Below are 23,111 nucleotides of genomic sequence, written 5' to 3'. Positions count from 1 at the left end.
CAGCGGATGCAGTAGGGGTCCTGGACCCGGGTATCACCTTCCCGGTGGCTTTCGCGAATCTCACTACCCGCCATCAAGGCCGTTTGCGCGCGGGCCACGTCGATCTGGCCCGGATGACCTCGTAACGTGTGGATCGCATCCACCAACGGAGCGGTGGAGCCCATGATGGCGTCGGTGGAAAGAGCCGCCGTGACGATTGAGGCGCGGGCGTTGGCCCAGGCGCCGAACAGGCCAACGAGCGCGCAGGCCGTCGAAAACTGGGTGCCGTTGATAAGTGCCAAGCCTTCCTTCGGTCCGAGCACGATAGGCGTCAGTCCGGCGCGCTTCAGGGCCTCTGCGGCCGGGAGCTCCTCGCCGTCATGGGTTGCCCGGCCTTCACCCAGCATGGCCGCAGCCATGTGCGCCAGCGGCGCCAGATCACCGGAGGCGCCGACCGAACCTTGATCGGGGACGACGGGCATAACCCCTGCGGCCAGCATATCCTCCAGCAAGCGAACCGTCTCCCAAGCCACGCCCGAAGCGCCGCGTCCCAGGCTGAGGAGCTTCAGCGCCATCATCAGCCGTGTCGTCGCCTGATCGAGCGCTTGGCCCACGCCGCAGCAGTGACTGAGGATCAAATTGCGTTGCAGCTTCGCCGTGTCCTTTGCCGCGATCTTGACGCTGGCAAGCTTGCCGAAGCCGGTGTTCACGCCATAGATAGCGGCATCGCCCGCCGCCGCGTCACGGACCAACTTGGCAGCGGCCTCAATGCCTGCGCGGGCCGATTCATCGAGCCGTATGGGGCCTGTCCCACGCCAGATCGCCTCCAGCGTCTCCAGTGTCGCCTGACCGGGCACGAGCGTGAGCGTCATGTGGTTCCTCCAAAACACGGGCTATGGAGCAGGTCGTGTTAACCAGGTTCCATAGCGCTGGTCACAGCGCAGACCGAAGATGCGGTTCGTGGTCAAAGTGACTGAGGCATTCCTCAGCCGATCTTAGCCTTTGCTCGGCGAAAGAAAACAAGGCCATATTATTTAATCTTTTGTGTTTTATGTCTGCACATAATAATTTGTCAACACAGAATTGATTGACCTTCCCTTTGGCGTTGTCTGTCCCGGCATCGGTATCAGTAGCGGGTCGTCATGCGATATCCGCGCTGATGGACAAGCCTTACGTAGGTAACCGCGCTTTCCCTCCACCAGGTCGAGCGCTCGACCTGCATCAGAGGATCCCCGATCGCGCAACCAAGGTTGTCGGCTAGCGCAGTGTCTGCAGCCGTGGCCGAGAAACTTATCTCGACGTCCGAAAAAGGAATCGTGGCAACCAGCCACTCGTTTGGCCCGACTTTGGAGAAATCGGCCGTGCGTGCTTGGGGCAAGGCGGAGAGATTGATCCAGCGATCCTCGACCTGGTAGGGATTGCCGTCAGCGAAGTGCAAACAAACCAGGTGCCGGACCTTTGCCTTTGGATCGAGCCGCATCCGCGCGCGCAACCAGTCTGCCGCGGCAGCAACCTCGGACTGGACGAGGGCATAGCGGTACGTTGAGCCCTGCTCTTCGATCTGCTGTCGTACAATCGGGATATCGAACTTCGCTTGCCGCAGAGGCGACAATCGAACCCGGGTGCCAGCCTTGCGTTTACGCTCGATCAGACCGTCCTCGGCCAGTTCACGCATGGCTCGGTTCACCGTGGCGCGCGCCGCGCCGTAGTGTTCCGCCAAATCCGACTCGTTGGGAACCAGGCTTCCCGGCTTCCATTCGCCTTGCGTGATTCGACGCAGGATATCGGCCTTTATTTCGCGATAGGTCCCTGCCGTCATCCGTCTCTCCACCTTGGTCACAGACAGTGAAACAGCCAAGTTTTTCTTCTCGCTTTCGGTCTGCCTCTACGGTTCGGCCCATATGTTGAGTGACAGCCTTACACGATAAAATCAGACATAAGCTAAGCTAAGTCCAGACAATACAAACCGTGTGGACGTTTCCCCGCCGCTTATGGCCTAATCGGTGCGTTAATTGGCGTACAGGGGCGCAAGCATGCAACTTCTCCGGTTTGCGAGATATCGCAGGATGCCTTGGAAAAACGGTGGTGGTATAACGCGTGAGATAGCAGCCTTTCCAGAGGGTGCCGACCTAGCCGATTTCGAATGGCGGATCAGCATGGCGGACGTAGCCAGTGACGGACCTTTCTCGCGCTTCGAGGGAGTGGATCGGACCTTATGCGTTCTTGAAGGTTCGATTGAGTTGACCCTTCAAGGCGGCAAGGCCGTGGTGCTTGATCCAAACTCCGCCCCGCTTGGCTTCCCGGCGGATGAGGATGTCGTCGCTCGGCTTCCAGGCGGCCCCGTCAGGGACTTCAACGTCATGACGAGGCGCGAGGCTGCTAAACACCGTGTCGAGTCCTTGGAGATTAATGGTAAAATCGTGCTGAACCGGGAAGCAAAGACATTGGCAATTGTCTGTGCATCCGGAAGCGTTGTGCTGAGTGGCAGTGGTGGAGAAGCAAAACTGGAGGCGTTGGATTGCCTGCTGTTTGATCGCGATAGCGTGGATTCTGTTCATGCCGAAGGGCGCGGTAGACTCATTGTAGCCAGGATTCTATAGAACCATACCTTCATGACATCGAACCGCTTGTTCCAAAACAGGGCAGCAGGGTAGCTACGCCAAAATGGGCCGTGACGACGGACGGACCGGCAAAGATCACTACAATGTTCCAGCCGTCGGCATTGGGAGGGTGGTTCATGTCACGATTCTTGCGCCGGGTTTGGCGAAGTTTCATCGGTGTAATGGCGCTGTTTGTGCTGTCCGCGTCGGCGGCGGCCGCCAGCTACGCGGCGAGCAACACCACTGTGCGGCAAGCGGCAGATGCCGAATCCGGCTCTGAGTCGGATGCTCTGGTGGATTGGGTTGCACAACCCTGGACAGGTGATCTCGATGGTATCCTGAAGCGTGGATTCCTGCGCGTTGGAACAGCCTATAACCCAGTGCTCTTTTCCTATAGCGGTGCCGACCAACGCGGCATAATCGTTGAGCTTGTCCGAGAGCTTCAGGCGCATATGCGCAAGAAACTCGGAAAAGAGGCCAGCGATCTGACGATCGTTGTCGTTGCGCTGCCTCGCGGCGGTATGATCGGTGCCCTTGAAGACGGGCGGGTCGATGTTTTGATGGCGAATTTGACCGTAACGCCGGAAAGATTCGCGCGAGTCGACTTTACCAATCCAATTGCGACCAAAATTCGTGAAGTCTTGGTGACCGGGCCATCTGCGCCGTCGCTCACGAGCCTGGAGGACCTTGTAAAGATCACGCTGCATCTGCGTCCATCGAGCAGTTACTTTGAGCACATGATGACGTTGAACGAGGGTCGCGTCGCCAAGGGTTTGCGGGAGATAGCGCTAGAGCCGATGGACGAGAACATGGAGGATAGCGACATCTTGGAGCTTGTTGCGGCGGGGGTACTTCCCGCCGGGATCGTCGATGCTCACATGGCTCATCTTTACGCAAGGATCATCGATGGTTTGATCGTCCGCGATGATCTGGCGATCAATGAAAGTGGTGAAATTGCCTGGGCGCTGCGCAAGGATTCTCCGGCCTTGAAGGACTCGCTCAATGGCTTCATCAAGAGCGCCAAGCAAGGCACGCTTCTTGGAAACACTCTTATTAACCGCTACTTCAAGGACACCAAGCGAGTCAGGAATGCGATGGGCGAGGAATCCTCGGACCGGTTGGACGAAACCATTGAACTGATAAAAAAGCATGCGACCGAATATGGTTTCGATACAGTCTTGATCGCTGCTCAAGGTTATCAAGAGTCCGGCCTCGACCAGGACAAACGCAGCCCAGTCGGCGCTATTGGAATCATGCAAGTGATGCCGGCGACGGCACGCGATCCCGTCGTTGACGTGCCGGATATCTCAACGGCAGACAACAATGTCAAAGCTGGGGTGAAATATCTTCGGTTCCTGAGAGATCACTATTTCAGCGATCCGGCAATGAGCGATTTCGATCAAACACTCTTTGCATTCGCCGCCTACAACGCAGGCCCCGGCAATATCAGCAAAGCGCGCGCCCGCAGCAAGAAAATGGGATTAGACCCGAATGTATGGTTCGGTTCGGTAGAGCTTGCAGCCGCTAGAACGATCAGTCGTGAGCCGGTCATCTACGTGCGGAATATACTTAAGTATTATGTAACCTACAGACTCTATCAGGACCGCATTGAGGGCCTGCGGCAATGATTGCCGCGCCTCGGTGAAATTGTTTTGGGGGCAAAGTCATGATCGTGCTGGACGGTGAGCATCTAACAATTGGCGATGTGGTCGCCATCGCCCGGAAAGGGGACCAATTGGCCCTAGCCGCAAGCGCGGCGGAGAAGGTCCGCGCAGGCGCTGACTATTTGACCGATCTGGTCGCCCAGGGACACCCCATCTACGGTCTGACGACCGGCTTTGGGGCGCTTGACGGCTTTGCCGTCGGGCCGGACAAGGTGCGTAACCTTCAGCACAATCTATTGCGCAGCCATGCCGCCGGCGTTGGGCGACCGATGGAGCCCGAGGCGGTTCGCGCAATGATGGCAATCCGGGTCAATGTTTTGGGAACCGGTTTGACCGGAATTTCCCCTGAAACCCTGGATGCTTTGATAGCGATGGTGAACGCCGGTATCGTGCCGTTGGTGCCCGAGCGCGGCTCGGTCGGCGCCTGCGGCGACCTTGCGCCGCTTGCGCATATGGCTCTGCCGCTGATTGGCGAGGGGCGGGCGCGTCTTGGTAGCGGCGACTTCGAGGCGGCCAAGGGCGTGATGGCGCGGGCGGGCATCCCTTTACCGACGGTCGCTGGCCGCGACGGCATCGCGTTGATCAACGGCACGGAGCAGACGACGGGCATTGGTTGCTTGGCCGCCTATGACGCTGGACGGTTGATCCAAGTAGCGGAAGCCGTTGCGGCGCTCTCGTTGGAAGCGTTAGGGGCGGTTGCCGATAGCTTTGACGAGCGGGTTGCCTTGGCCAAGCCCCACCCAGGCCAGATTGCCACTTCAAGCCGGTTACGTGCGTTGACGGACGGTTCCAAAGCGGTCCTGCCGCCGCGCCCCGAACGGATGCGCGATGCGCTGAGTCTACGCTGCATCCCTCAAGTCCTTGGCGCGACACGGGATGCGCTCGCCCATTGCTGGCGGACGCTGGAGATCGAGATCAATGCCGCCAATGACAACCCGCTGTTTGGGGTGGCCGATGGCTTCGTCACCTCCAACTCCGGGAACTTCCATGGCCAGGCGGCGGCGGAGGTGCTCGACTATTTAGCCAATGCGGTAACGTCCGCCGCGACGATTTCGGAGCGTCGTGCCGCGCGGCTTGTTGACCCGCACCACAATGGCGGCCTTCCGGCCTTTCTGATTCACCCGGACTCAGCGCCGGGCGAGAACTCCGGGTTCATGATCGCCCAATACACGGCGGCATCGCTGATTGCTGAGATGAGGATGCGAGCCGTACCCGCGGCGATTCAGACCATCCCGACGTGCGTAAATACCGAGGACCATGTGCCGATGGCGCCGCTTGCGGCGCGCCGGGTTGCCTTTGTGGTTTCCACGGCATTCGACGTGGTGGCGATCGAAGCATTGCTGGCGGCGCAGGCCTGCGATATCCGTGGCTTGAAGCCCGCGCCTCTGTTGCAACCGCTTTACCAGGCAGTTCGCGATGTGGTGCCGACAATGCTTCGCGACCGTCTCATGGCCGAGGATATAGCTGCAGTACGAAGAGCCCTGCTTGAAAGCAGTGTTGCCGGTCCGGATTGGACGTCACACTGAAGGCGGCGAGGCGGGGTTATGGCTGGCCGCGGTGAATCGGCGCTCTTGCCAGCGGAAAGTGGCCGTTGATAATGCCGAGGGTAACAGGGTGCACCAAGATCAAAAGAAAGGGAGAGTGTGATGACGACAACAAGACGTAAGTTTCTGGCTGGCGCCGGTGTTGCCGGTGCTGCGGCAGCATCGGCGACCTTCCCCATGCCTGCGATCGCGCAAGGCAAGATGCAGTGGAAAATGGTAACGGCTTGGCCTAAGAACCTGCCGGGTCCAGGTGTTGCAGCCCAAATGCTTGCTGATCGCATCACCACGCTTTCCAGCGGGCGTATCGAGGTCAAGCTTTTCGCCGCGGGAGAACTGGTCCCAGGGCGCGGTGTGTTTGACGCCGTCTCCGAAGGGACCGCTGAACTTTATCATGCGGTTCCTGCTTACTGGGGGTCTAAGTCCAAGGGTATTGAGCTTTTCGGATCCCAACCCTTCGGTCTGCGCGCCGACGAGCAGTTTGGTTGGATGGCCCACGGCGGCGGGCAGGCGCTTTACGACGAGATGTACGCACGCTTCAACCTCAAGCCGTTCCTTTGCGGCAATTCCGGACCGCAGTGGCAGGGTTGGTTCCGCAAGGAGATCAACTCGGTCGATGACCTGAAGGGCTTGAAGTTCCGTACGGCCGGTCTGGCTTCGGACATGTATGCCAGAATCGGCATGGCGGTGCAGGCCATGGGCGGCCGCGACATGTTCCAGGCTCTGCAGTCGGGTGCGCTGGATGCCGGCGAGTTCATTGGGCCTTGGTCGGATAGCGCACTCGGTTTCTATCAAATCGCCAAGTACTACTATTGGCCGGGCGTCGGCGAACCGTCGTCGGCGGAGGAATGCGGCATCAACATGAAGGTTTACAATGATTTGCCGGATGATCTGAAGGGTGCGGTCGGCTTTGCCTGTGAAAGCCTCTACAACCCGGTTTGGACCGAGTACACGACGAAGCACGCTTTGGCGCTTCAGCAGCTTGTCGCCGAGCAGGGCGTGCAGGTTCGTAAACTGCCGGATGACGTCATTGTCGCGTTGGGCAATGCCGCAGGCGAAGTGATGGCGGAGCTGCGAGAGGACAATGACGAGCTGGTTAAGCGCATCATGGAAAGCTTCCTCGCTTATCGCGCATCGATCAGCGAATACATGACCTATGCCGACAATGGGCAGATGAACGCCCGTGCGTTGAACTACAAGTACTAAGCTGTAGAGTGCCGGAGGGGCCAGCGCGGTGGGAATCCGCGCTGGCACACCGGACTTGCGCGTAGGGGAGGGGCTGTGAACAGAACCGCAGACAGGCTCGACATGGTCAATCGCCTCGTCGGCAGCATCGTCCGATGGGCAGCCCTTATCATGGTGCTGACGCAGTTTGCGATCGTGCTGCTACGTTATGTTTTCAGCATCAGTTTTGTCGCGGTCAACGAGAGCGTGCTTTACCTGCATTCCGCGTTGTTCATGTTGGGTGCGGGATATACCTTGCTGGTCGATGGGCATGTCAGAGTCGACATTTTTTACGCCAAAGCAAACGCACGCTGGCAAGCGGCAATTGATCTGTTCGGGCACGTCTTTCTCCTGATACCGTCGATGTCGTTGCTGCTCTACTGGTCCTGGCCATCGGTGCGCAATGCCTGGGCGATCCTGGAGGGTCCAATTTCGGTTGGGGGTATACCGGCTTCCTTCTTGTTGAAATCACTGATACCGGCTTTTTGCGTACTCCTGTTAATCCAGTCACTAGCCTGTCTGATGCGCAATATAGCGCGTCTGCAAGAGAGACAATCTTGACCCTACCTCTTGATCTCATGATGTTTGCGGCGCTGATCGCCTGCATACTTCTCGGCTTTCCGGTTTCTTTCAGCATAGCGGGGGTGGCAACGCTCTTCGCTGTTCTCGGCTGGGTTTTCGGGGTAATGGACATCTCCTTGCTAGGCGCTTTGGGTCAGCGCGTCTTCGGATTGCTTACCAACACAGTTTTGATCGCCATACCGCTATTTGTTCTGATGGGCGTGATCCTCCAACAAAGCCATATAGCCGAGGATCTCTTGGAGACCATGGGCCGGTTGTTCGGCCGACTGCGCGGCGGGCTGGGCGTGTCCGTGGTGCTCGTCGGGGCCTTGTTGGCGGCGTCCACAGGGATCGTGGGAGCGACCGTCATTGCAATGGGGATGATTGCGTTGCCAACCATGCTGCGCAATCGCTACAACCCGGAGCTGGCGTCTGGCATCGTTTGCACGGCGGGTACCCTTGGCCAGATCATTCCGCCGTCAACGCTTTTGATCATCTTGTCCGACGTGATGTCCAATGCCTACCAGCAGGCGCAGTTCGCACAAGGTAAGTTCACTGTCGAGACCATTTCGGTAGGACAGATTTTCGCTGGTGCTTTGCTGCCTGGCTTGACCCTTGTGGTGATCTACATTCTCTACGTTTTAGGGCGCGCATGGCTTTTGCCCAACGATGCGCCGGCGGCGGTGCAACTGGATGACAAGCCATCGGCTTTGGAGGTCGCTATCGCCGTCCTGCCGCCGGTACTGCTGATTGTCGCGGTGCTAGGCGCGATTCTTGGTGGCGTGGCGACGCCCACCGAGGCCGCTTCGGTCGGGGCTATCGGAGCGCTTTTGATGGCCGGACATAGGCTGGGCGCCAAACCTTGGTTGATATTGGCGGGGGCAGGAAGCTTGTTGTTGCTGGGCATTGTGTCGGGTCTGGCGCCCGTACATCTGCAGCGAAGCGATGCAGGGACCTTGGATTGGGTGCAAGGCGGCCTCTATGCAATGTTGGCTCTGCTTGGGATGGTGGCCATCGTGGCGGCCTTGAAGCGCGCCTGGACCGCCGACATTCTTAAGCCGGCTCTGACATCGACGATGACCGTTACCTCGATGATCTTTGCAACCATTCTGACCGCCAGCATGTTCTCGCTGGTCTTTGTCGGATTAGGGGGCGAGGCGCGCATCGAGCAAATTTTGACCGCCATGCCGGGCGGCGCCACCGGCGCCCTGATTTTTTGCATGGCCCTTATTTTTGTCCTGGGCTTCTTCTTGGATTTTGTTGAGATCACGGTCATCGTGCTGCCGCTGATTGCACCGATGCTGATTCTGATGGGACATGACCCCATATGGTTGGCGATCCTGATCGCGATCAATTTGCAGACATCGTTTCTGACGCCACCCTTTGGCTTCTCGCTCTTCTATCTTCGAGGCGCGGCCCCGCCGGAGATAACGACAGGGCAGATCTATGCGGGGGTCGCGCCGTTTATTCTGCTGCAGATCGTTGGTGTCGCCATTATTTGGATGATTCCGGCCATCCCCACCTGGCTCCCTTCTATCGTGTTCTGAGTCGCAGCCTTTTGCCACTGCCGCGGTGCCGCAGCGGATAAAAGCCTTTGACAGGCTGTAGTGGCCCGCTAGCGTTCGTTTGGTTTATTCGCTTGGAGGTCTATTCGGTGCCTCAGCACACTTCACCCCTGACGCTGTTCCGGAACCAGACGTTCCGGATGCTTTGGATCGCTGCGCTTGCATCGAATTTCGGAGGACTGGTGCAGGCGGTGGGTGCAGCCTGGATGATGACGACCCTTTCTGATTCCCCCAGCATGGTGGCGCTGGTGCAGGGCTCGATCACCCTGCCTATTATGATCTTCTCGCTGTTGGCCGGTGTTTTCGCCGATAACTTTGACCGGCGGAGGGTCATGCTGATCGCTCAGTGCTTTATGCTGGGTGTGTCTATCATGTTGGCGCTGATGGCCTTTGAAGGTTGGCTTTCGCCGTGGCTGCTTCTTGCCTTCACCTTCCTGATTGGTTGCGGCACCGCGCTGCATAACCCGTCGTGGCAAGCCTCGATGGGGGATATCGTGTCGCGGGAGGATTTGCCGTCAGCGGTGGCCTTGAACAGCATGGGATTCAATCTGATGCGCAGCGTCGGGCCTGCGGTTGGCGGCGCCATCGTGGCCATCGCAGGCGCCGCAGCCGCCTTCGCGGTAAATGCGCTTAGTTATGTTGCCATTATCGCCGCACTGTTCCGCTGGAGGCCGCCGCCGCCCAAACGGCACCTGCCGCGCGAGCCTTTCGGTAGCGCCTTTTCGGCAGGATTGCGTTATGTCGCAATGTCGCCAAACCTGATTCGTGTGATCGTTCGAGGTTTCGTCTTCGGCCTCTCGGCAATCGTCGTTCTGGCGCTGTTACCACTGGTGGTGCGCGATATTCTACTGGGCAAGGCGTTTATTTACGGCGTCATGTTGGGTTGTTTTGGCGTTGGTGCTGTCGGCGGTGCCTTGCTGAACGCGCGCTTGCGGGAACGCTTCGCCAACGAAAAGATAGCGCGTGGCGCATTTCTGGCGTTCGCCGCCAGCAGCGTATTGCTCGCAGTCAGTTCAAATTATGTCGTGAGTGGGGTCGCCTTGTTTGTGGCCGGGGCTTGCTGGGTCGTCGCTCTTTCGATGTTCAACGTCACAATTCAGCTTTCAACGCCGCGCTGGGTGGTGGGCCGGGCACTCGCGCTCTATCAGACCGGGACCTTCGGCGGCATGGCGGCCGGCAGTTGGATTTGGGGGGCGGTTGCCGAGAACTTCGGCGCCGATCAATCCCTGCTGGTTTCGGCCCTAGTGCTTGTGTTTGGTGCGTTAATCGGCTTGCGGTTGCCCTTGCCGGAGTTCGGGATGCTCAATCTCGACCCGCTCAACCAGTTTCGCGAACCGGCCCTGCGATTGGACCTGACGCAGCGGAGCGGTCCGATCATGATCATGGTCGATTATGTGATCGACCAAGAGGATGTGCCGGAGTTTCTATCAGCGATGAGCCTTCGGCGCAGAATCCGTATTCGTGACGGTGCCCAGCAATGGGCGCTCCTGCGCGATCTGGAGAATCCCGATATCTGGACGGAAAGTTATCACGTGCCGACTTGGGTTGAGTACGTGCGTCACAACGAACGTAGGACGCAGGCCGACGAAGAGGCCTATGCGCGCATTCGCGCCCTACACAGAGGCCCGGAGAAACCCAGGGTGCACCGCATGATCGAACGGCAAACCGTGCCGCAGCATGATGATACGCCGCTTAAGCCGGAGAGCGGAGGCAGATAGTTTCCGATCGGTCCACGGACTCTGCCGGTCCGAAGAATCAACCGTTAGACCGAATTCTGCCGGAGGGTGCGTTTTTCGACGTCGTATCCTAGATGAAGCCATAGGGTTTTCTTGAACTCGGCCACGGTCCCGGTCATGTCGAAATCGTCAAGGATGAGTGATCGTGCCAAAACGCCGTCCAGGCTGGCTGAAATCATCGTGGCCACCGCGGCGGGCTCGACTTTTCTGAAGATGCCCTTCTCGATTCCCTCGCGTATGAACTTCTCGAGGATTTCTCCCTCGTGCCGGTAGAATCGCTCCACCGGCTCGTTGGCATCGGGCAAAACTTCCATCAAACCCTTCAGGTCGAGACTGATTTTCACCACATTGCGCAAGCGCTTATGCAGAACAACGTGAACATCAAACCACGCGCCAATCGCATCGGCGGCGTTGTCATAGTTCTTGCTGTCGCTATGGCTGCTGAAAAGCTCGAAGGCTTCGTCGATGGCATTCTCGATAGCAGCACGGAAGAGCTGCTCTTTACTTTCGTAATAGTAATAGATCATCGCGCTGTTGATGCCCGCAGCGCGACTGATATCCCGAATGGTCACGGACGCAAAATGGCGCTCTGCGAAAAGGTCCAGTGCAATGCGAGCAAGGTCGTTGGCTCCGGGGCTGGCTTGATCAGCACTCCTTCTGCCAAGCCTGGGCTCGGTCTTTCTCTTTTCTTTCGTGCTTCGAACCATTCTCACTTAGCTTCCGAAATAGAAATAGACTGCCATCATGACCCTTGGAGACTGCCGGTTCGTGGAGCACTGGCCCAACCGCCCACTTATCCAGAGTCAGTATAGGTCTTTGTCTGCGAAATTACCGGGTTGTTAAAAACGATCATTGTGAACACGCCAAGCGCGAGCCGCACTCCGACTTTTTGCCTATGATTGCCAAGCGGTCAACCCGGATTGTTGGTGTGGGAGTCATCGTCCTTTCTCAGCCGCCTTTCAATCGGTCAGAATCGAGAAGGTCGTGACGCCGGTATCATCCACTCCAAGTCGGGCCCAAGGCCTTCATTTCGAGCTGCGGGTGCGTTGGAAACCGGCTTAGCCGCAAGCAAGTATCGCTGCTTGCCCCTGTCGGGCGACGGCCGGCGCAATTACCTTCCTTGCCATTTTCTCGATCAGGATTGAGAGCTTTCGGCCTCTTCGGTTGCGATCAATTGCCGCTATCGGGAGGGGAATATGACGTGGGCGCGCGGGCTGACCATCAAGAGCAAAAGCGGAGGGGTGAAATTTTTATCGAAGTTAAATAACTGATTGATTAATTCATAATTGAAGCTAGTCTGATTGTCGGTGGCCCGAACGGGGCCGCTCCAAAGGGGAAAATTCAATGCGGAATGGGCGCAGCTCGACACGATTGGGGATGCCAGCGTGTCCGGGCAAGAAAGAGAAGCGAACAGCGCAGCGCTCGAACTGCATAAGTAAGATCCAGGAGGACATTTGATGGCTCAGTACATCCTTTCAGACCCAAATTTCAGCGATGGCACCCGCAAGGAAGTCATCGAACAGATTGTCAATCCGTTTCGCGACCGCAAGGGCGTCAAGCTCATCGGTTATGAGCCGGACGCAGATTTTGATCGCCTGCCCGTCGAGGTTTTGGGCCGTCCCGAGGCCGTTCGAGAGGCATTGCTGGAGTCCGCGGCGAAGGCCTACGAACTCATTGACATGGAACAGCAGCACGGCCGCCACCCACGTATTGGGGCCGTCGACACGATTGAGATCTATCCGGCAAAAGACATCACGGTAGAAGAGTGCCGGGACTTTGCCGAAGAACTCGGTAAAGAACTGTTCAAGCGCCACGGCGTTCCTATTTACTTCACCGGCAAGAATGCCCGTAAGCCGGAGAATGAAGGCCTGACCTTCATCCGCAAGGGCAACTACGAAGGTCTTCGGGATGTTGTCGAAACGGACCCGAACAGGGCACCCGACCTTGGGCCGGCGAAGCTGCATCCGACGGCCGGAGCTACCATTGTTGGCGCATTGGACGAACATGACGCTTACTTCAACGTGGTGCTCGATACGACGGACCTGGCGATCGCCAAGAAGCTGGCCAGCTATGTGCGTGGCAGGACCGGTGGCTTCACCAATATCCAGGGCGTTATTGGCTTGCCGCAGACACACCGTCGAACCGGAAAGGCCTGCACGATTGTTTCCTGCGAGGTCAGCAATCCGCTCAAGACACCTCTGCACCGCATTTACAATCTGCTCAAGTCGGAAGCCGCGCGATACGGCGTCAATGTGATAGCGGGCCAAGTTTGCGGAACCATCGCAGCCGAAGTTCTTGTGCAGACTGCGGAATGGTATCTGCAGCTCGAAGCCATCAATGGGCCCTGGGATTACAAATCCCAGATCCTGGAAAACCACCTTCTTGAGCTGGAGGGCTAACCACCCGCTTGGGCTCGACTCTATCCATTAACCAGTGACTCAGACAGCTCCCGAGAAAAATAAGAGCGTCAACGCCGAGAATCCGGGGCTGTCTGGTTACAATCATCGGGACTGGGGAGGACCGAAAAATGGAAACCGTACTACCACAGCAGAGGGGGGCCGCTCGGCAGGAAGCCGAGTCTGGCCCCCAAATGAGGCGCGACGTCAATTGGTGGCAGGTCGTGTTCATTGCAGCAGGCTCACCGGCGTTGGTTATGTTCAGTCTTGGCGGCATCTCGGCCGTTACAGGCACAATCTCACCATTGGTTTGGTTCGTTTCGGTCATGATTGGCTTCGTGGCGATTTTCACCTACGCGGAAATTGCCGGGATGCACCCCAATAAATCAGGGGGTACAGCGGTTTACGGCGCGACGGCCTGGGTTCGATACAGCAAGATCATTGCGCCCATGTCCATTTGGTCAAATTGGTTGGCCTGGAGCCCGATCCTGGCAATCGGATCGGGTTTGGGCTCAGGATACCTGTTATCCATCTTTCTGCCGGCCGACCACGCGCTGAATACCTGGCAACTGACACTCATCGATCTCGGATTCTTGAAGAATGATCTCTCGATCCGAATCAATACGCAGTTCATCGTCGGTACGGTCTTGATGGTGATTGTCTGGAGTATCCAGCACGCTGGTATTTCCAGAACAGCCCGTGTTCAGATCATCTTGACCCTAGGTGGGATCATTCCCCTGATGTTTGTCACGATCATTCCGCTGATCGTCGGCAAGGTCGAGATGAACAACTTCACGCCTTTCGTACCGCTCAATGGCGAGTGGAACCTTGATGGCTGGGGCTTGATGTTGGGCGGCATGTTCCTGGCTGCCTGGTCTGCTTATGCGGCTGAGAATGCGGTTTGCTACATGAGCGAAATGAAGGACCCCAGACGTGAGGGCGCTAAAGCCATTATCTGGTCCGGCGTGCTTTGCGTCGTGCTCTATTCGCTCGTCCCATTTGTGTTCCAAGGGGTTCTTGGCACTGAGTACATGCTTTCTCCGGGAATTGTGACCGGTGAGGGTGTCGGCGTAGCGCTGGCCAGTATGATCGGCGGCGGCACGATTATCGAAAAAATCGTCGTCGTTATGCTGACCTTCACACTGTTCCTGGCGATCATGACGGCAATGGCTGGGTCTTCCCGAACTCTCTACCAGGGCGGACATGATGGTTGGATGCCCAAATTCCTCGATAATCTGAATGAGAATGGGGTGCCAACGCGCGCGATGTGGACGGACCTTGCGTTCAACGCATTGCTTCTCTTGATGTCGGACTATCTGTTCGTCCTGGCGGTCTCGGCCGTCAATTACGTTCTGTTCCACTACCTGAATCTGAACGCGGGGTGGATTCATCGGATCGACAATGCACGTGCAACACGGCCTTATCGGGCGCCATTCCTGCTGTTCGTGGGAGGCATCGCCCTGGCCTATGTGAATGCCTTCCTGATTGGTGCGGGTGCCAATCTGTGGGGCAACTCGATCCTGTTCATCGGACTCGTGGCCGCCTTCATTTCCACGCCTTTGTTCTGGTATCGGCACCATGTCGTGGACAAGGGCAAGTTTCCAGAACACATGCTTGCCGACTTGATTCCGGAGGGGGAAGACGACGTGGGGCCGACAAAGGCCGGGAATCTCCCGTACCTGGCCTTAGCCGGCGGCGTTGTGGCGATGATGGCCGGTTATGTCACCTTCTGGCTGGTTTAGTTAGGAAATGACTGTTGGTCTCGGTTTTGGAGGCGCCCGAAAGAGCGCCTCCATCACCACAGGTAATCAAACAAACTTGAGGCTTTAAAATGCTCGTGAAACATACCGTTGAAGAATTCAGTAAGGTATTGGCTTCGGACGCTCCGGCGCCTGGCGGCGGAAGTGTCGCAGCCTTATCTGGTGCGCTGGGCGCCGATTTGGTCACTATGGTTTGCAATCTGAGTATCGGGCGCGAGAACTTTGAAGCGCACAGCGACGAGTTGAAGCGTTCCTTGGCAAAGGCCCAGGCACTTTCCGCCAGTCTTCTCCAACGTGTCGATCTTGATACCGAAGCTTTCACCGGTGTTATGAAGGCTTTCAAGATGCCAAAAGCAACGGATGAGGAGAAGCTTGCCCGCAGTGCTGCGATACAGGCAGGGTACCAGGATGCAATTCAATCGCCGCTCGGGATTGCCCGCGAGTGTGTTGCGGTTCTGGAACTTGCGGAAGGCCTGTTGGGGCGCTCCAATCCCAACGCCCTGAGCGACTTGGGGGTGGCTGCGCAACAGGCCTATGCCGGCCTTGAGGGGGCCATCATGAACGTCAGGATCAATATTCCGAGTATCAAAGACGCGGCCTTTGTTCAGGTGGCATCATCAGAGGTTGAAGAGCTTCTCGGCAAGGGCTCGGCAATTTCTGAGCGTGTGCACGGCTACGTCACCGCGAACATCGGATAAAGTCGGTTGTGGTCCTGCCCTCCCGGCACCAGCGGTCCGGAGGGCAGGACCACAGATTTTATCAGGGGTCTTACTTGCTGATCTTCGAGCCTTCATGATCGCCCAGTCATGCGTATGGGCCGATAGGATGTTCAGAGACGAAACCGCTAGCCCTTGGATACGGGGCAGCCTTCGTCATCGCATAGAGCTTCGTGAGAGCTCTTGGAGCCGCTTGACACAAAATCCCGTTGGGTCTCGGCCATCAGCGTAGCGATTTCCGCACCGATGCGCAGCTCGGATACCTGACCAAAGTAATGCGCCCTCAGGTAACCGGCAGGGTCTATCAACAGCAGGCTGGGGGTGCCGCGCATTTGGTAGGATTGCATGGTTCTCGGCATGCCGGCCTCGCCCGCTTGATCGACACCGACGGGAAAGGTCAATCGATACTCATGCAAGAACGCTTCGAGCGATACAGGAGTCATCGCAGCGTGATGCTCGAAGACGCTGTGTAGGCCAATGACAGAAACTTTGTCTTTCGGAAAGGTGTCATGGATTGCCTGGGCCAGCGGCAATCCATGGCTCACACAACCGGGACAAAGCATCTGAAAGGCTTCGATGACCACCACTTTGCCCAGGAGAGAGGCCAAGTCGAGGTCTTTGTCCGTGTTGAACCAACGTGAAACTTGAAGGGCTGGGGCTTGCGGACTGGACGCAGGCATGGGGTCATCCTCTAAAGCAGTCAATCGATCTTGCCGGGCAAGCTAAGGTCATTGGAGGCAATATCAAAGATATCAACGACGCAGAGCAAGGGCGCATGGACGTTGGCGTTCACACGCAGGGCCGCCGTCAACCCGTCGTAGGCGGCGCCGGTAACCAGGTCTGGCTCGGCGAAAGCCACTGTGACCGTTACTTCCGGACCATCGAACAGGGGTGTGAAACCCGGGCTATCTATGAAGATCGGCAAGCCGGGCCAAGTTGCCGGCATTCGAGGTGTCTTGCCGGCAGGGATGTCACGCACAGCCAAGGCACCGGGGCCGCAGGCCTCGGTTGGTGTAAGGACGACCCAGTGGCTGTGCCATTTTGTGCCGTCGTTCGCCGGGTCGCCGTCGCCGTCTTCGTCGTAAAGTGGCGTGTCGTCGAAATCTGGATGGCTTGTTGCCGCCAAGGCGAGGATGCCGGTTTTCCCTTCGAAGCCGACCGTGGCGGGGTCTAGCGACGTAGGCCAGACGTAGGACAATACCGCGGCGCCACCCAACGCACCGGCGGGTGTAGGTATTTCTGATCCGGCAAGGCCATTCGTTGTCATGCGGAAAGTTACCATCCGGCCATCCTGATGGGCGTGGGCGGCGAGGATATCGAAGGCCATCGGCTTGGACGAATCCGCCGCGGACGTCACCGCGTCAGGTTTATCTATGGCATGGCTGCCATCGGCCATGGCCGGAGTTGCGACCAACACTACGGCGAGGGCACTCAAGGGAAGGCTCTTCATGTCTGGCTCCTAAAGGATTCAATCGGTTCAGCATTAATAGTAGCGAGTCGATATTATTGCAAATGAAATTTCGACTCGCTATAAAATTGTCATGGCAAACGATTCACCTGCGCAGATTCGCTCTTTGATCGATCGTCTCGCTCGTCTCGATGCCGCCGAGGCCTGGTCAGGCGATCTCAATCCGGCGCAGGTTGCCGCCCTGAGCTACCTTTCGCGAGCAAACAGGTTCTCCCGCTCCCCGTCCCAGGTCGCCGACTACCTAGGAGCAACGCGCGGCACCACGTCTCAAACGCTTAAGGTGCTGGAGCGAAAAGGGTACTTGGTGGAGCAGCGGTCGCTTTCCGACCGCCGCAGCATTTCCTATTCGGTCTCGCATGAGGGTCAGGCCCTCGCTGGTGAAGAAGCGCCGATCGAAGCGGTCTTGCGGTGTCTGGATGGCGCTCAGGCCGCCGCGCTTGAACACACTTTACGTGAGATACTTCAGGCCTTGCTGGACAAGCGGGGCGGGCGCGCTTTCGGCGTTTGCCGAACCTGCCGCTACCACCAGAAACGCGGCGCGGGCGGGTTTTGCACCTTGCTTTCAGAGCCGCTGAAGGAAGTGGAGACCACACAAATCTGTTTTGAACACAAAGCGCCTAAACCTGCCCATAATTGATAGCGCACGAACATCTTCCTTCCGACGGTACGCTGATCGCGAGATAACTTCGGGGATTCCTAAGCCGGGGTGGCAAGCAGGCGGGACTAGCCGACCCCGGTGCTGGAATAGCCCGAAGCGGCCGGGCAGACCCTATAGTCTCAATTTCGCCGTAAGAGCTCGTAAACCCGCAACTCTTCGAGCTTTCCTTTGACTCGCTGCATCCCTTTGTCTTCAAGGCTGAAATCCGCGGTCAGGGAATCGGCGATGTTTTCACTGACAAGCACAATGGATTCGGCTTGGGGGTTAACAATCTTTCCCAAGCCTTCCAGCCTTTGCGCGGTGTTAACCGCATCGCCGACGATCGTGTAGTTTATGCGCTCCGGGGCGCCGATATCACCGACGACGACCGGACCTGCGTGAATGCCGATTCTTATGCGGACCGGCCTCAAGCCCTGTTTGATGCGGTGCTGATTGTCGGCGGCAATCGCTTTTCGGATCTCCAAAGCAGCCCGTGCGGCTGAAACAGCAGGGTTGTCCACGTGACCCGGCGCGCCCCAGAAAGCCATGACGGCATCCCCGATATACTTATCGATTGTACCGCCTTCACGCTCTATGCAAGCGGATACCAGCGTGAGGTGCTGATTGATGAAATCGGCAACCTCGTTCGCCGACAGGCTTTCACAGGTTTCCGTGAAGCTGGCGATATCGGTGAACATGATCGCCAGTTCCTTTTCCTCGGTGCCTGCACCGACCCGCCCTTCCTTGATCAGCACGTTTACAAGGCTATGCGGCACGTATCGGCCGAAGGCCATTAACCCTTCCAGCATGGCGTTGAACGAACGGGATAGCTCATTGACCTCGCGAAACGAGGTAATGGGGAGTTGGTTCACTTCGCCGAAATCGAGGCGGCCGATTTTGGCTGCTTCAACGGCGGCGCGCCGGATTGGGCGCGAGACATAGGCTCCAAGGATGGCTGCAGCCACCAGGGAAAGGGCAAGAACGACCAACGCCGCGCCCATTGCCCAGTAGAAGATGCGCAAGGGCGCATCCACGGCGCTCTTCAAGCTGTAAGCTCCTACCGTCAACGGCAGATTATTGAAACCGGCAACCTCTCGCGAAACGATCAGGTACGGCTTTCGTCCGACCATTGTTTCGCGTGCCACGGCGCCGGGGGGCGGCGTGATCAGGAAGGCACCGCTGGCTTCGGGTATATCATTGTAGTCAGTGATGACCCCATCGGAGAACTCGTTGAGCAACGGCAGCGGCACGTCCAGAGTCTGTCCGCCAAACCCATTGATCAGGAAGGGGTGTGCCAGGACATAGTCGTGATCATAAAGGATAAACGCCGTATAGCGCGGCGGATCGCTGAGCCTAGCGGTAAGCCTGGAAAGTGAACCGGTTGAAACCGTGGCGATGACGACACCGATCAGGTCCTCACGCACCCAAACGGGCACGCGATAGGTCAAGAATGTCGTGTTGGCTTCCGGTATGAACACCGGCTTACCCCAATGGGGGCGAACGAAAGCGTCGACGTCGGCCAGCACGGAAGAAAAAGCAGGGTCGTGGGAAAGGTCCAGCGTGTTGACTGCGACGGATCCGCCGCCGTCATCCCGGACAGCCCGCAGTGCATGTCCTTCCGGGTCCGAAATCAAAAGCGCGGTGATCTGAGGCGCTGCGGCGAAGGCGCCGGCGGCGAAATCCTGCAGCGCCGGATCGGAAATCTCGTAGCGTTTATCACTGAGCGCACTGGCTACATACTTTGCTTGAAAAATAGCGGCGTTCAGATGATCGCGTAACTCGGCCTCCTCGGTCGCCAGCGCACGCTCGATCAAACGGCTCGCAAACTCCCTGATAATGCCGCGTCCGGTATACCACTGTAGCGCTTGTACGGCACTGACAGCGACCAATACGAAGATACCAAAACTCAAGATCAAGGCTGGCATTAGCGGCATTCCGCGAAGCCGTTCCGCGCCATTGGTCTTGCCGGAAACTGAAGGCTGTTTTCTCGCCTTGGTCACTGTGTATCGGCTCCCTTGCCCGTCTGTCCGGCTTACACCTCACCGGACACCCCCTCCGTCTGGTGCCTTTAACGGGACTCCCAACCCGCCATCAATAGACTTCTTCATAGGCCGCGCAAACCGCCGATTGATCACGGTCGGCAAGAAAAGCGATTTCCCCCTTCTTATGCTGAAGATAGAGATCGGCAAAACCCTTGGGGAACCAACTTGTAACCACCGAATTGGCGTGGAACCGCTCGAGGGCCTCGGGCAGGGATTGCGGCAGACGGGTGTAGCCGCGCACCGCCAGCGCGGCCGCGTCCAGCAAGGATAGGTCCTCTTCCGTCGCTTCGGGAACTTCCAGGCCTTCCTCAATGCCTTGGACGCCTGCATGCACGATGGCGGCAAGCTGAAGATGGGGGCTGGCTGCGGCGTCAGCGGCGCGAAACTCGAAATTGAACTGTGCAGCCCTGTCGATGTCGCTCATGTCGGAAACCGGGCAGATTCGAACCGACGCCTCTCGATCCCGGAAGCCCAGGTTGTTGAAAGCCGCACTCCAGCGATGCGGCGTCAAACGCAGGTAGGAAACGACACTGGGCGCGGTGATCGCCAGGATACTGTCGAGATACTTGAGAACCCCGGCAACAAACTGCCCCGCCGGCCGGGTCAAGCCATGCTTGCCCTCGGGGTCGTAGGTGGCATGTTTGCCGTTCCGGTCAAAAAAGCTCATGTGGATATGAACGCCGTTGCCAACACTGGCCGGATCGCGGATCGGCGTGAAGGTTACCTCGCGATCCAGGCGCTGTGCGGTGGCGCGTGTCAACTCGCGCAGGATCGTCGATTGATCGGCAATGGCCAAGCCGTGTTGGGGCCCCATCGTGACCTCATACTGGCCTGGGCCATACTCCTTCATGAAGGTGTCCGGTTCGATACCGGTCTTGGCGAGGGCAGCCACCAGTAGTTCAGCGAACTCGCGCTCGGCGCGGAACCCGGACAGCGTATAGGCGTCTCCTAGCGGGTGATGCCGCCCTTTGAACTGAAACTCATGCTCGAAGGCCCCATAAAGCGACAAGCCGCCGACGTCCTTCAGGCGCGCCAAAGCGGTGCGGAGCATCGCACGCGTGCAGAACTCCCAGGGGTCGCCGTTTGTATGTCTTATGTCACCCAAGGCAAAATGCTCGACGGGCCCACCGTCTTCGAAATCCACCCGTACGCGTGCATCCGGATCCGGGATGAGTACAAGATCGCCAAGCGATCCGAACGGACTGGATGCCAACAGATCGAAGCAAGTGATTTGAATGTTGGTCGGTGTCCAGCCGACGCCACGGCGTAACCGCTTATCGAACTGGCTGGCCGGAAAGCCCTTGCCGCGAACCTTGCCGGCGATATCGGTACAGCAAGCAACGATCATTTCTTCAGGCGTCATCTTGTCCTCGTATGGTTATTCTTGGCTGCCGCTGGGCGGCGATAATCTAAGGCTGTCCCAGGCTTCGATCCGCTTACGGGTCTCGGGCCAATTGACTTCCGATACTTTGACGATCAAGGCTTCGACAAAGGCGATGGCGCAAGCAACGGTATCCCATGCGGTGCCGCTTTCGATGGGTAAGGCAACCACAAGATCGCTGTGTCTTGCGATCGGTGACATCCACTTGTCGGTAATCAGAATTATCGTTGGGTTGCGTCGAGATGCGACGGTCGCCGCAAGGCGCTCAAGATCGGGTTGATAACGCCGGAAATCAAACAGGACGAAAACGTCACGCTTGCGCATGCGCAGAATGTCGTCCGGCCAACGCTCTTGATTGCCAGCCAAGTGATAAATATTCGGGCGAATCTGGCGCAAGTGGACTGACAGGAAGGTCGCGATACTGTCGCTTATGCGTCCGCCAAGCAAAAAAACGCTTCGCGACGGGTCCGCGAGCAGCCGCAAGATTGAGTTGAACTGGTCCTGAGGAACACTGCTGGCCATTTCCGCGACCTGCTCGGCAATGCGTTTGGCGTAGTCGCCCAGGAAGGATTCGTCCTGGCCACTGTGCTCGCTTGCCATTAGATCCAATGGGGAGCGTTGTCCTTCACGCAGTTCGCCGATCAACTGGCGCTGAAATTCCTGATAGCCGCCAAACCCGACTTTGCTGACGAAGCGTGTGATCGACGGTGCGCTGACGCCCGTTTGCGCGGCCAGTTCCTGAATTGTCTGCAATCCGGCAAAGGGGTAATCGGCAAGAATTGCGCTCGCGATCTTCCGTTCGCTGGCGGTAAGCTTTGTGCCATCTCGTCGAACGATGTCACGAACCGTCGCCATTTCCTCCCGATCCCCATCCGGTATGCTTTCTGACCCGCTTTAAGGTTGAATTATCAATCATGAAAATTATCAGTCAATTTAAAAAACATCGTTGACTATGAGCGGAAAATTTCTTCCACTTCCTTCTGTTGTCTTGGCGCTCAGGCCATATCTGTGAATCTCTTAGGCAGGCACCGATAGCCATGTTGCAAACAGTTCAGGCAGAAGCTTTGTTTTTGACAGCGGACGACCCTGATCCTGTTGGCACGATCAATGCCGAAGGTGGCTCTCCGTTTTTTCTGACCTGCGAGCACGCTGGTCGTCTCGTGCCGGTGCGGCTTGGTGATCTGGGCGTGGCGACGGCGGAGATGGATCGCCATATCGCCTACGACCTCGGTGCCCTGGCATTGGCCGAGCGGCTTTCCGGGTTACTGGACGCGCCCCTGATAGTACAGCGCTACAGCAGGCTGGTGGTCGATTGTAACCGGCCTTTCGAAGCGCCTGGCTGCATCCCCACCGTCAGTGACGGAACGGAAGTACCGCGAAATCAGAATATCTCAGCGCAGGAGCGCCGCCAGCGCTATGCGGAGATTCACCAACCTTTCCACAACGTCATTCGCGATGCGCTGGACGAACGTAATCAACGGGGTGTGCCGGGTGCTCTCGTTTCCGTGCATAGCTTTACTCCCTGCCTGTCGGTCAGCGGCAGCCCGCGCCCTTGGCATCTTGGCGCGCTGTCCAATCGCGACAACCGATTCGCGCGGGCATTTCTCAACGCTTTTCAGCAAGACAATCCTGGGATCGTCTGTGCGCACAACGAACCCTACAAGGTCTCCGATCAGACCGACTATACAATCCCGGTACATGGCGAACGCCGTGGTCTGCCACATATTCTGTTGGAAGTGCGCAACGATCTGATCGTCGACCCGCAGGATCAGGCCGACTGGGCCGAGAGAATCGCCAAGGCTTTGGACACCGCAGAACAATCGCAGCTTTGAAAGATGACG

20 protein-coding genes are annotated in these 23,111 nt (G+C 57.8%); 12 read left to right on the top strand and 8 right to left on the bottom strand.

Going from position 1 to position 23,111, the window contains the following annotated elements:
* Nucleotides 1–851: aromatic amino acid lyase (locus ABIE63_RS15525; protein ID WP_354505725.1), on the bottom strand; the 851-nt coding region annotated here is incomplete at its 3' end.
* 254 nt (nucleotides 852–1,105) lie between these two features.
* On the bottom strand, nucleotides 1,106–1,798 hold the full coding sequence (locus tag ABIE63_RS15520) for a GntR family transcriptional regulator (protein ID WP_354505722.1): 693 nt from the start codon (nucleotides 1,796–1,798) through the stop codon (nucleotides 1,106–1,108).
* Nucleotides 1,799–2,012: 214 nt separating this feature from the next.
* On the opposite strand from ABIE63_RS15520, the gene ABIE63_RS15515 reads away from it, so the two are divergent.
* The 7 genes from ABIE63_RS15515 (at nucleotide 2,013) to ABIE63_RS15485 (ending at nucleotide 10,852) form a co-directional block, all read left to right on the top strand.
* A complete protein-coding gene (locus ABIE63_RS15515) occupies nucleotides 2,013–2,579 on the top strand; it encodes a HutD family protein (protein WP_354505719.1) in 567 nt (188 codons plus the stop codon).
* Between the two features lie 137 nt (nucleotides 2,580–2,716).
* Complete coding sequence (locus tag ABIE63_RS15510) at nucleotides 2,717–4,207, top strand: transporter substrate-binding domain-containing protein (RefSeq protein ID WP_354505716.1); 1,491 nt, start codon at nucleotides 2,717–2,719, stop codon at nucleotides 4,205–4,207.
* Nucleotides 4,208–4,245: 38 nt separating this feature from the next.
* Nucleotides 4,246–5,769 (top strand): histidine ammonia-lyase, encoded by a 1,524-nt coding sequence (locus ABIE63_RS15505; protein WP_354505713.1) that lies wholly within the window; start codon nucleotides 4,246–4,248, stop codon nucleotides 5,767–5,769.
* A gap of 120 nt (nucleotides 5,770–5,889) precedes the next feature.
* Nucleotides 5,890–6,990: a TRAP transporter substrate-binding protein gene (locus tag ABIE63_RS15500; protein WP_183416968.1), complete on the top strand. Its 1,101-nt coding sequence runs from the start codon at nucleotides 5,890–5,892 to the stop codon at nucleotides 6,988–6,990.
* A gap of 75 nt (nucleotides 6,991–7,065) precedes the next feature.
* Nucleotides 7,066–7,569, top strand: a complete 504-nt coding sequence (locus tag ABIE63_RS15495; protein WP_183416969.1) for a TRAP transporter small permease subunit — start codon at nucleotides 7,066–7,068, stop codon at nucleotides 7,567–7,569.
* Nucleotides 7,566–9,116 carry a TRAP transporter large permease subunit gene (locus tag ABIE63_RS15490; RefSeq protein ID WP_354505708.1) on the top strand — a complete coding sequence of 517 codons (1,551 nt, stop codon included), beginning with the start codon at nucleotides 7,566–7,568 and terminating at the stop codon, nucleotides 9,114–9,116. The genes ABIE63_RS15495 and ABIE63_RS15490 overlap by 4 nt, the downstream gene beginning before the upstream one ends.
* 107 nt (nucleotides 9,117–9,223) lie before the next feature.
* Nucleotides 9,224–10,852, top strand: coding sequence for an MFS transporter (locus ABIE63_RS15485; RefSeq protein ID WP_354505705.1), 1,629 nt, complete (start codon nucleotides 9,224–9,226; stop codon nucleotides 10,850–10,852).
* A 44-nt stretch (nucleotides 10,853–10,896) separates the two neighbouring features.
* On the opposite strand, the gene ABIE63_RS15480 is transcribed toward ABIE63_RS15485, so the two are convergent.
* Nucleotides 10,897–11,577: a TetR/AcrR family transcriptional regulator gene (locus ABIE63_RS15480; protein WP_354505702.1), complete on the bottom strand. Its 681-nt coding sequence runs from the start codon at nucleotides 11,575–11,577 to the stop codon at nucleotides 10,897–10,899.
* Nucleotides 11,578–12,327: 750 nt separating this feature from the next.
* Between ABIE63_RS15480 and ftcD the strand changes: the two genes are divergently transcribed.
* The 3 genes from ftcD to ABIE63_RS15465 all read left to right on the top strand — a co-directional run bounded on the left by ftcD (nucleotide 12,328) and on the right by ABIE63_RS15465 (nucleotide 15,724).
* A complete protein-coding gene (gene ftcD, locus ABIE63_RS15475) occupies nucleotides 12,328–13,269 on the top strand; it encodes a glutamate formimidoyltransferase (protein WP_183416972.1) in 942 nt (313 codons plus the stop codon).
* A gap of 128 nt (nucleotides 13,270–13,397) precedes the next feature.
* On the top strand, nucleotides 13,398–15,008 hold the full coding sequence (locus ABIE63_RS15470; protein WP_354505699.1) for an APC family permease: 1,611 nt from the start codon (nucleotides 13,398–13,400) through the stop codon (nucleotides 15,006–15,008).
* Between the two features lie 89 nt (nucleotides 15,009–15,097).
* Complete coding sequence (locus tag ABIE63_RS15465) at nucleotides 15,098–15,724, top strand: cyclodeaminase/cyclohydrolase family protein (RefSeq protein WP_354505696.1); 627 nt, start codon at nucleotides 15,098–15,100, stop codon at nucleotides 15,722–15,724.
* A 146-nt stretch (nucleotides 15,725–15,870) separates the two neighbouring features.
* Here the strand turns inward: ABIE63_RS15465 and ABIE63_RS15460 are convergent, their stop codons facing one another.
* Nucleotides 15,871–16,422, bottom strand: a complete 552-nt coding sequence (locus ABIE63_RS15460; RefSeq protein ID WP_354505693.1) for a redoxin domain-containing protein — start codon at nucleotides 16,420–16,422, stop codon at nucleotides 15,871–15,873.
* Nucleotides 16,423–16,442: 20 nt separating this feature from the next.
* Nucleotides 16,443–17,192, bottom strand: a complete 750-nt coding sequence (locus ABIE63_RS15455) for a hypothetical protein (RefSeq protein ID WP_354505690.1) — start codon at nucleotides 17,190–17,192, stop codon at nucleotides 16,443–16,445.
* Between the two features lie 91 nt (nucleotides 17,193–17,283).
* Here ABIE63_RS15455 and ABIE63_RS15450 point away from each other — a divergent pair, with 91 nt between their 5' ends.
* On the top strand, nucleotides 17,284–17,847 hold the full coding sequence (locus ABIE63_RS15450) for a MarR family winged helix-turn-helix transcriptional regulator (RefSeq protein ID WP_354505687.1): 564 nt from the start codon (nucleotides 17,284–17,286) through the stop codon (nucleotides 17,845–17,847).
* A gap of 140 nt (nucleotides 17,848–17,987) precedes the next feature.
* Here ABIE63_RS15450 and ABIE63_RS15445 read toward each other — a convergent pair whose 3' ends face one another.
* From ABIE63_RS15445 to ABIE63_RS15435, 3 genes are all read right to left on the bottom strand, one after another.
* Nucleotides 17,988–19,847 (bottom strand): adenylate/guanylate cyclase domain-containing protein, encoded by a 1,860-nt coding sequence (locus tag ABIE63_RS15445; protein ID WP_354505684.1) that lies wholly within the window; start codon nucleotides 19,845–19,847, stop codon nucleotides 17,988–17,990.
* 91 nt (nucleotides 19,848–19,938) lie between these two features.
* Nucleotides 19,939–21,252 carry a glutamine synthetase family protein gene (locus ABIE63_RS15440; RefSeq protein ID WP_354505681.1) on the bottom strand — a complete coding sequence of 438 codons (1,314 nt, stop codon included), beginning with the start codon at nucleotides 21,250–21,252 and terminating at the stop codon, nucleotides 19,939–19,941.
* Between the two features lie 15 nt (nucleotides 21,253–21,267).
* On the bottom strand, nucleotides 21,268–22,125 hold the full coding sequence (locus tag ABIE63_RS15435) for a MurR/RpiR family transcriptional regulator (protein WP_354505678.1): 858 nt from the start codon (nucleotides 22,123–22,125) through the stop codon (nucleotides 21,268–21,270).
* A 182-nt stretch (nucleotides 22,126–22,307) separates the two neighbouring features.
* On the opposite strand from ABIE63_RS15435, the gene ABIE63_RS15430 reads away from it, so the two are divergent.
* A complete protein-coding gene (locus tag ABIE63_RS15430) occupies nucleotides 22,308–23,102 on the top strand; it encodes an N-formylglutamate amidohydrolase (protein WP_354505675.1) in 795 nt (264 codons plus the stop codon).
* Nucleotides 23,103–23,111 lie beyond the last annotated feature (9 nt).

Source organism: Limibacillus sp. MBR-115 (genome assembly GCF_040549425.1).
Lineage (GTDB): Bacteria > Pseudomonadota > Alphaproteobacteria > Kiloniellales > CECT-8803 > Limibacillus > Limibacillus halophilus.
This window is presented reverse-complemented; position numbering and strand designations above follow the sequence as displayed.

What these genes read in the sequence shown, in the direction of transcription:
- ABIE63_RS15520 (WP_354505722.1), bottom strand. Translation starts at nt 1,798, where the DNA reads ATGACGGCAGGGACCTATCGCGAAATAAAGGCCGATATCCTGCGTCGA.
- ABIE63_RS15515 (WP_354505719.1), top strand. Translation starts at nt 2,013, where the DNA reads ATGCAACTTCTCCGGTTTGCGAGATATCGCAGGATGCCTTGGAAAAAC.
- ABIE63_RS15510 (WP_354505716.1), top strand. Translation starts at nt 2,717, where the DNA reads ATGTCACGATTCTTGCGCCGGGTTTGGCGAAGTTTCATCGGTGTAATG.
- ABIE63_RS15505 (WP_354505713.1), top strand. Translation starts at nt 4,246, where the DNA reads ATGATCGTGCTGGACGGTGAGCATCTAACAATTGGCGATGTGGTCGCC.
- ABIE63_RS15500 (WP_183416968.1), top strand. Translation starts at nt 5,890, where the DNA reads ATGACGACAACAAGACGTAAGTTTCTGGCTGGCGCCGGTGTTGCCGGT.
- ABIE63_RS15480 (WP_354505702.1), bottom strand. Translation starts at nt 11,577, where the DNA reads ATGGTTCGAAGCACGAAAGAAAAGAGAAAGACCGAGCCCAGGCTTGGC.
- ftcD (WP_183416972.1), top strand. Translation starts at nt 12,328, where the DNA reads ATGGCTCAGTACATCCTTTCAGACCCAAATTTCAGCGATGGCACCCGC.
- ABIE63_RS15470 (WP_354505699.1), top strand. Translation starts at nt 13,398, where the DNA reads ATGGAAACCGTACTACCACAGCAGAGGGGGGCCGCTCGGCAGGAAGCC.
- ABIE63_RS15465 (WP_354505696.1), top strand. Translation starts at nt 15,098, where the DNA reads ATGCTCGTGAAACATACCGTTGAAGAATTCAGTAAGGTATTGGCTTCG.
- ABIE63_RS15460 (WP_354505693.1), bottom strand. Translation starts at nt 16,422, where the DNA reads ATGCCTGCGTCCAGTCCGCAAGCCCCAGCCCTTCAAGTTTCACGTTGG.
- ABIE63_RS15455 (WP_354505690.1), bottom strand. Translation starts at nt 17,192, where the DNA reads ATGAAGAGCCTTCCCTTGAGTGCCCTCGCCGTAGTGTTGGTCGCAACT.
- ABIE63_RS15450 (WP_354505687.1), top strand. Translation starts at nt 17,284, where the DNA reads ATGGCAAACGATTCACCTGCGCAGATTCGCTCTTTGATCGATCGTCTC.
- ABIE63_RS15440 (WP_354505681.1), bottom strand. Translation starts at nt 21,252, where the DNA reads ATGACGCCTGAAGAAATGATCGTTGCTTGCTGTACCGATATCGCCGGC.
- ABIE63_RS15435 (WP_354505678.1), bottom strand. Translation starts at nt 22,125, where the DNA reads ATGGCGACGGTTCGTGACATCGTTCGACGAGATGGCACAAAGCTTACC.
- ABIE63_RS15430 (WP_354505675.1), top strand. Translation starts at nt 22,308, where the DNA reads ATGTTGCAAACAGTTCAGGCAGAAGCTTTGTTTTTGACAGCGGACGAC.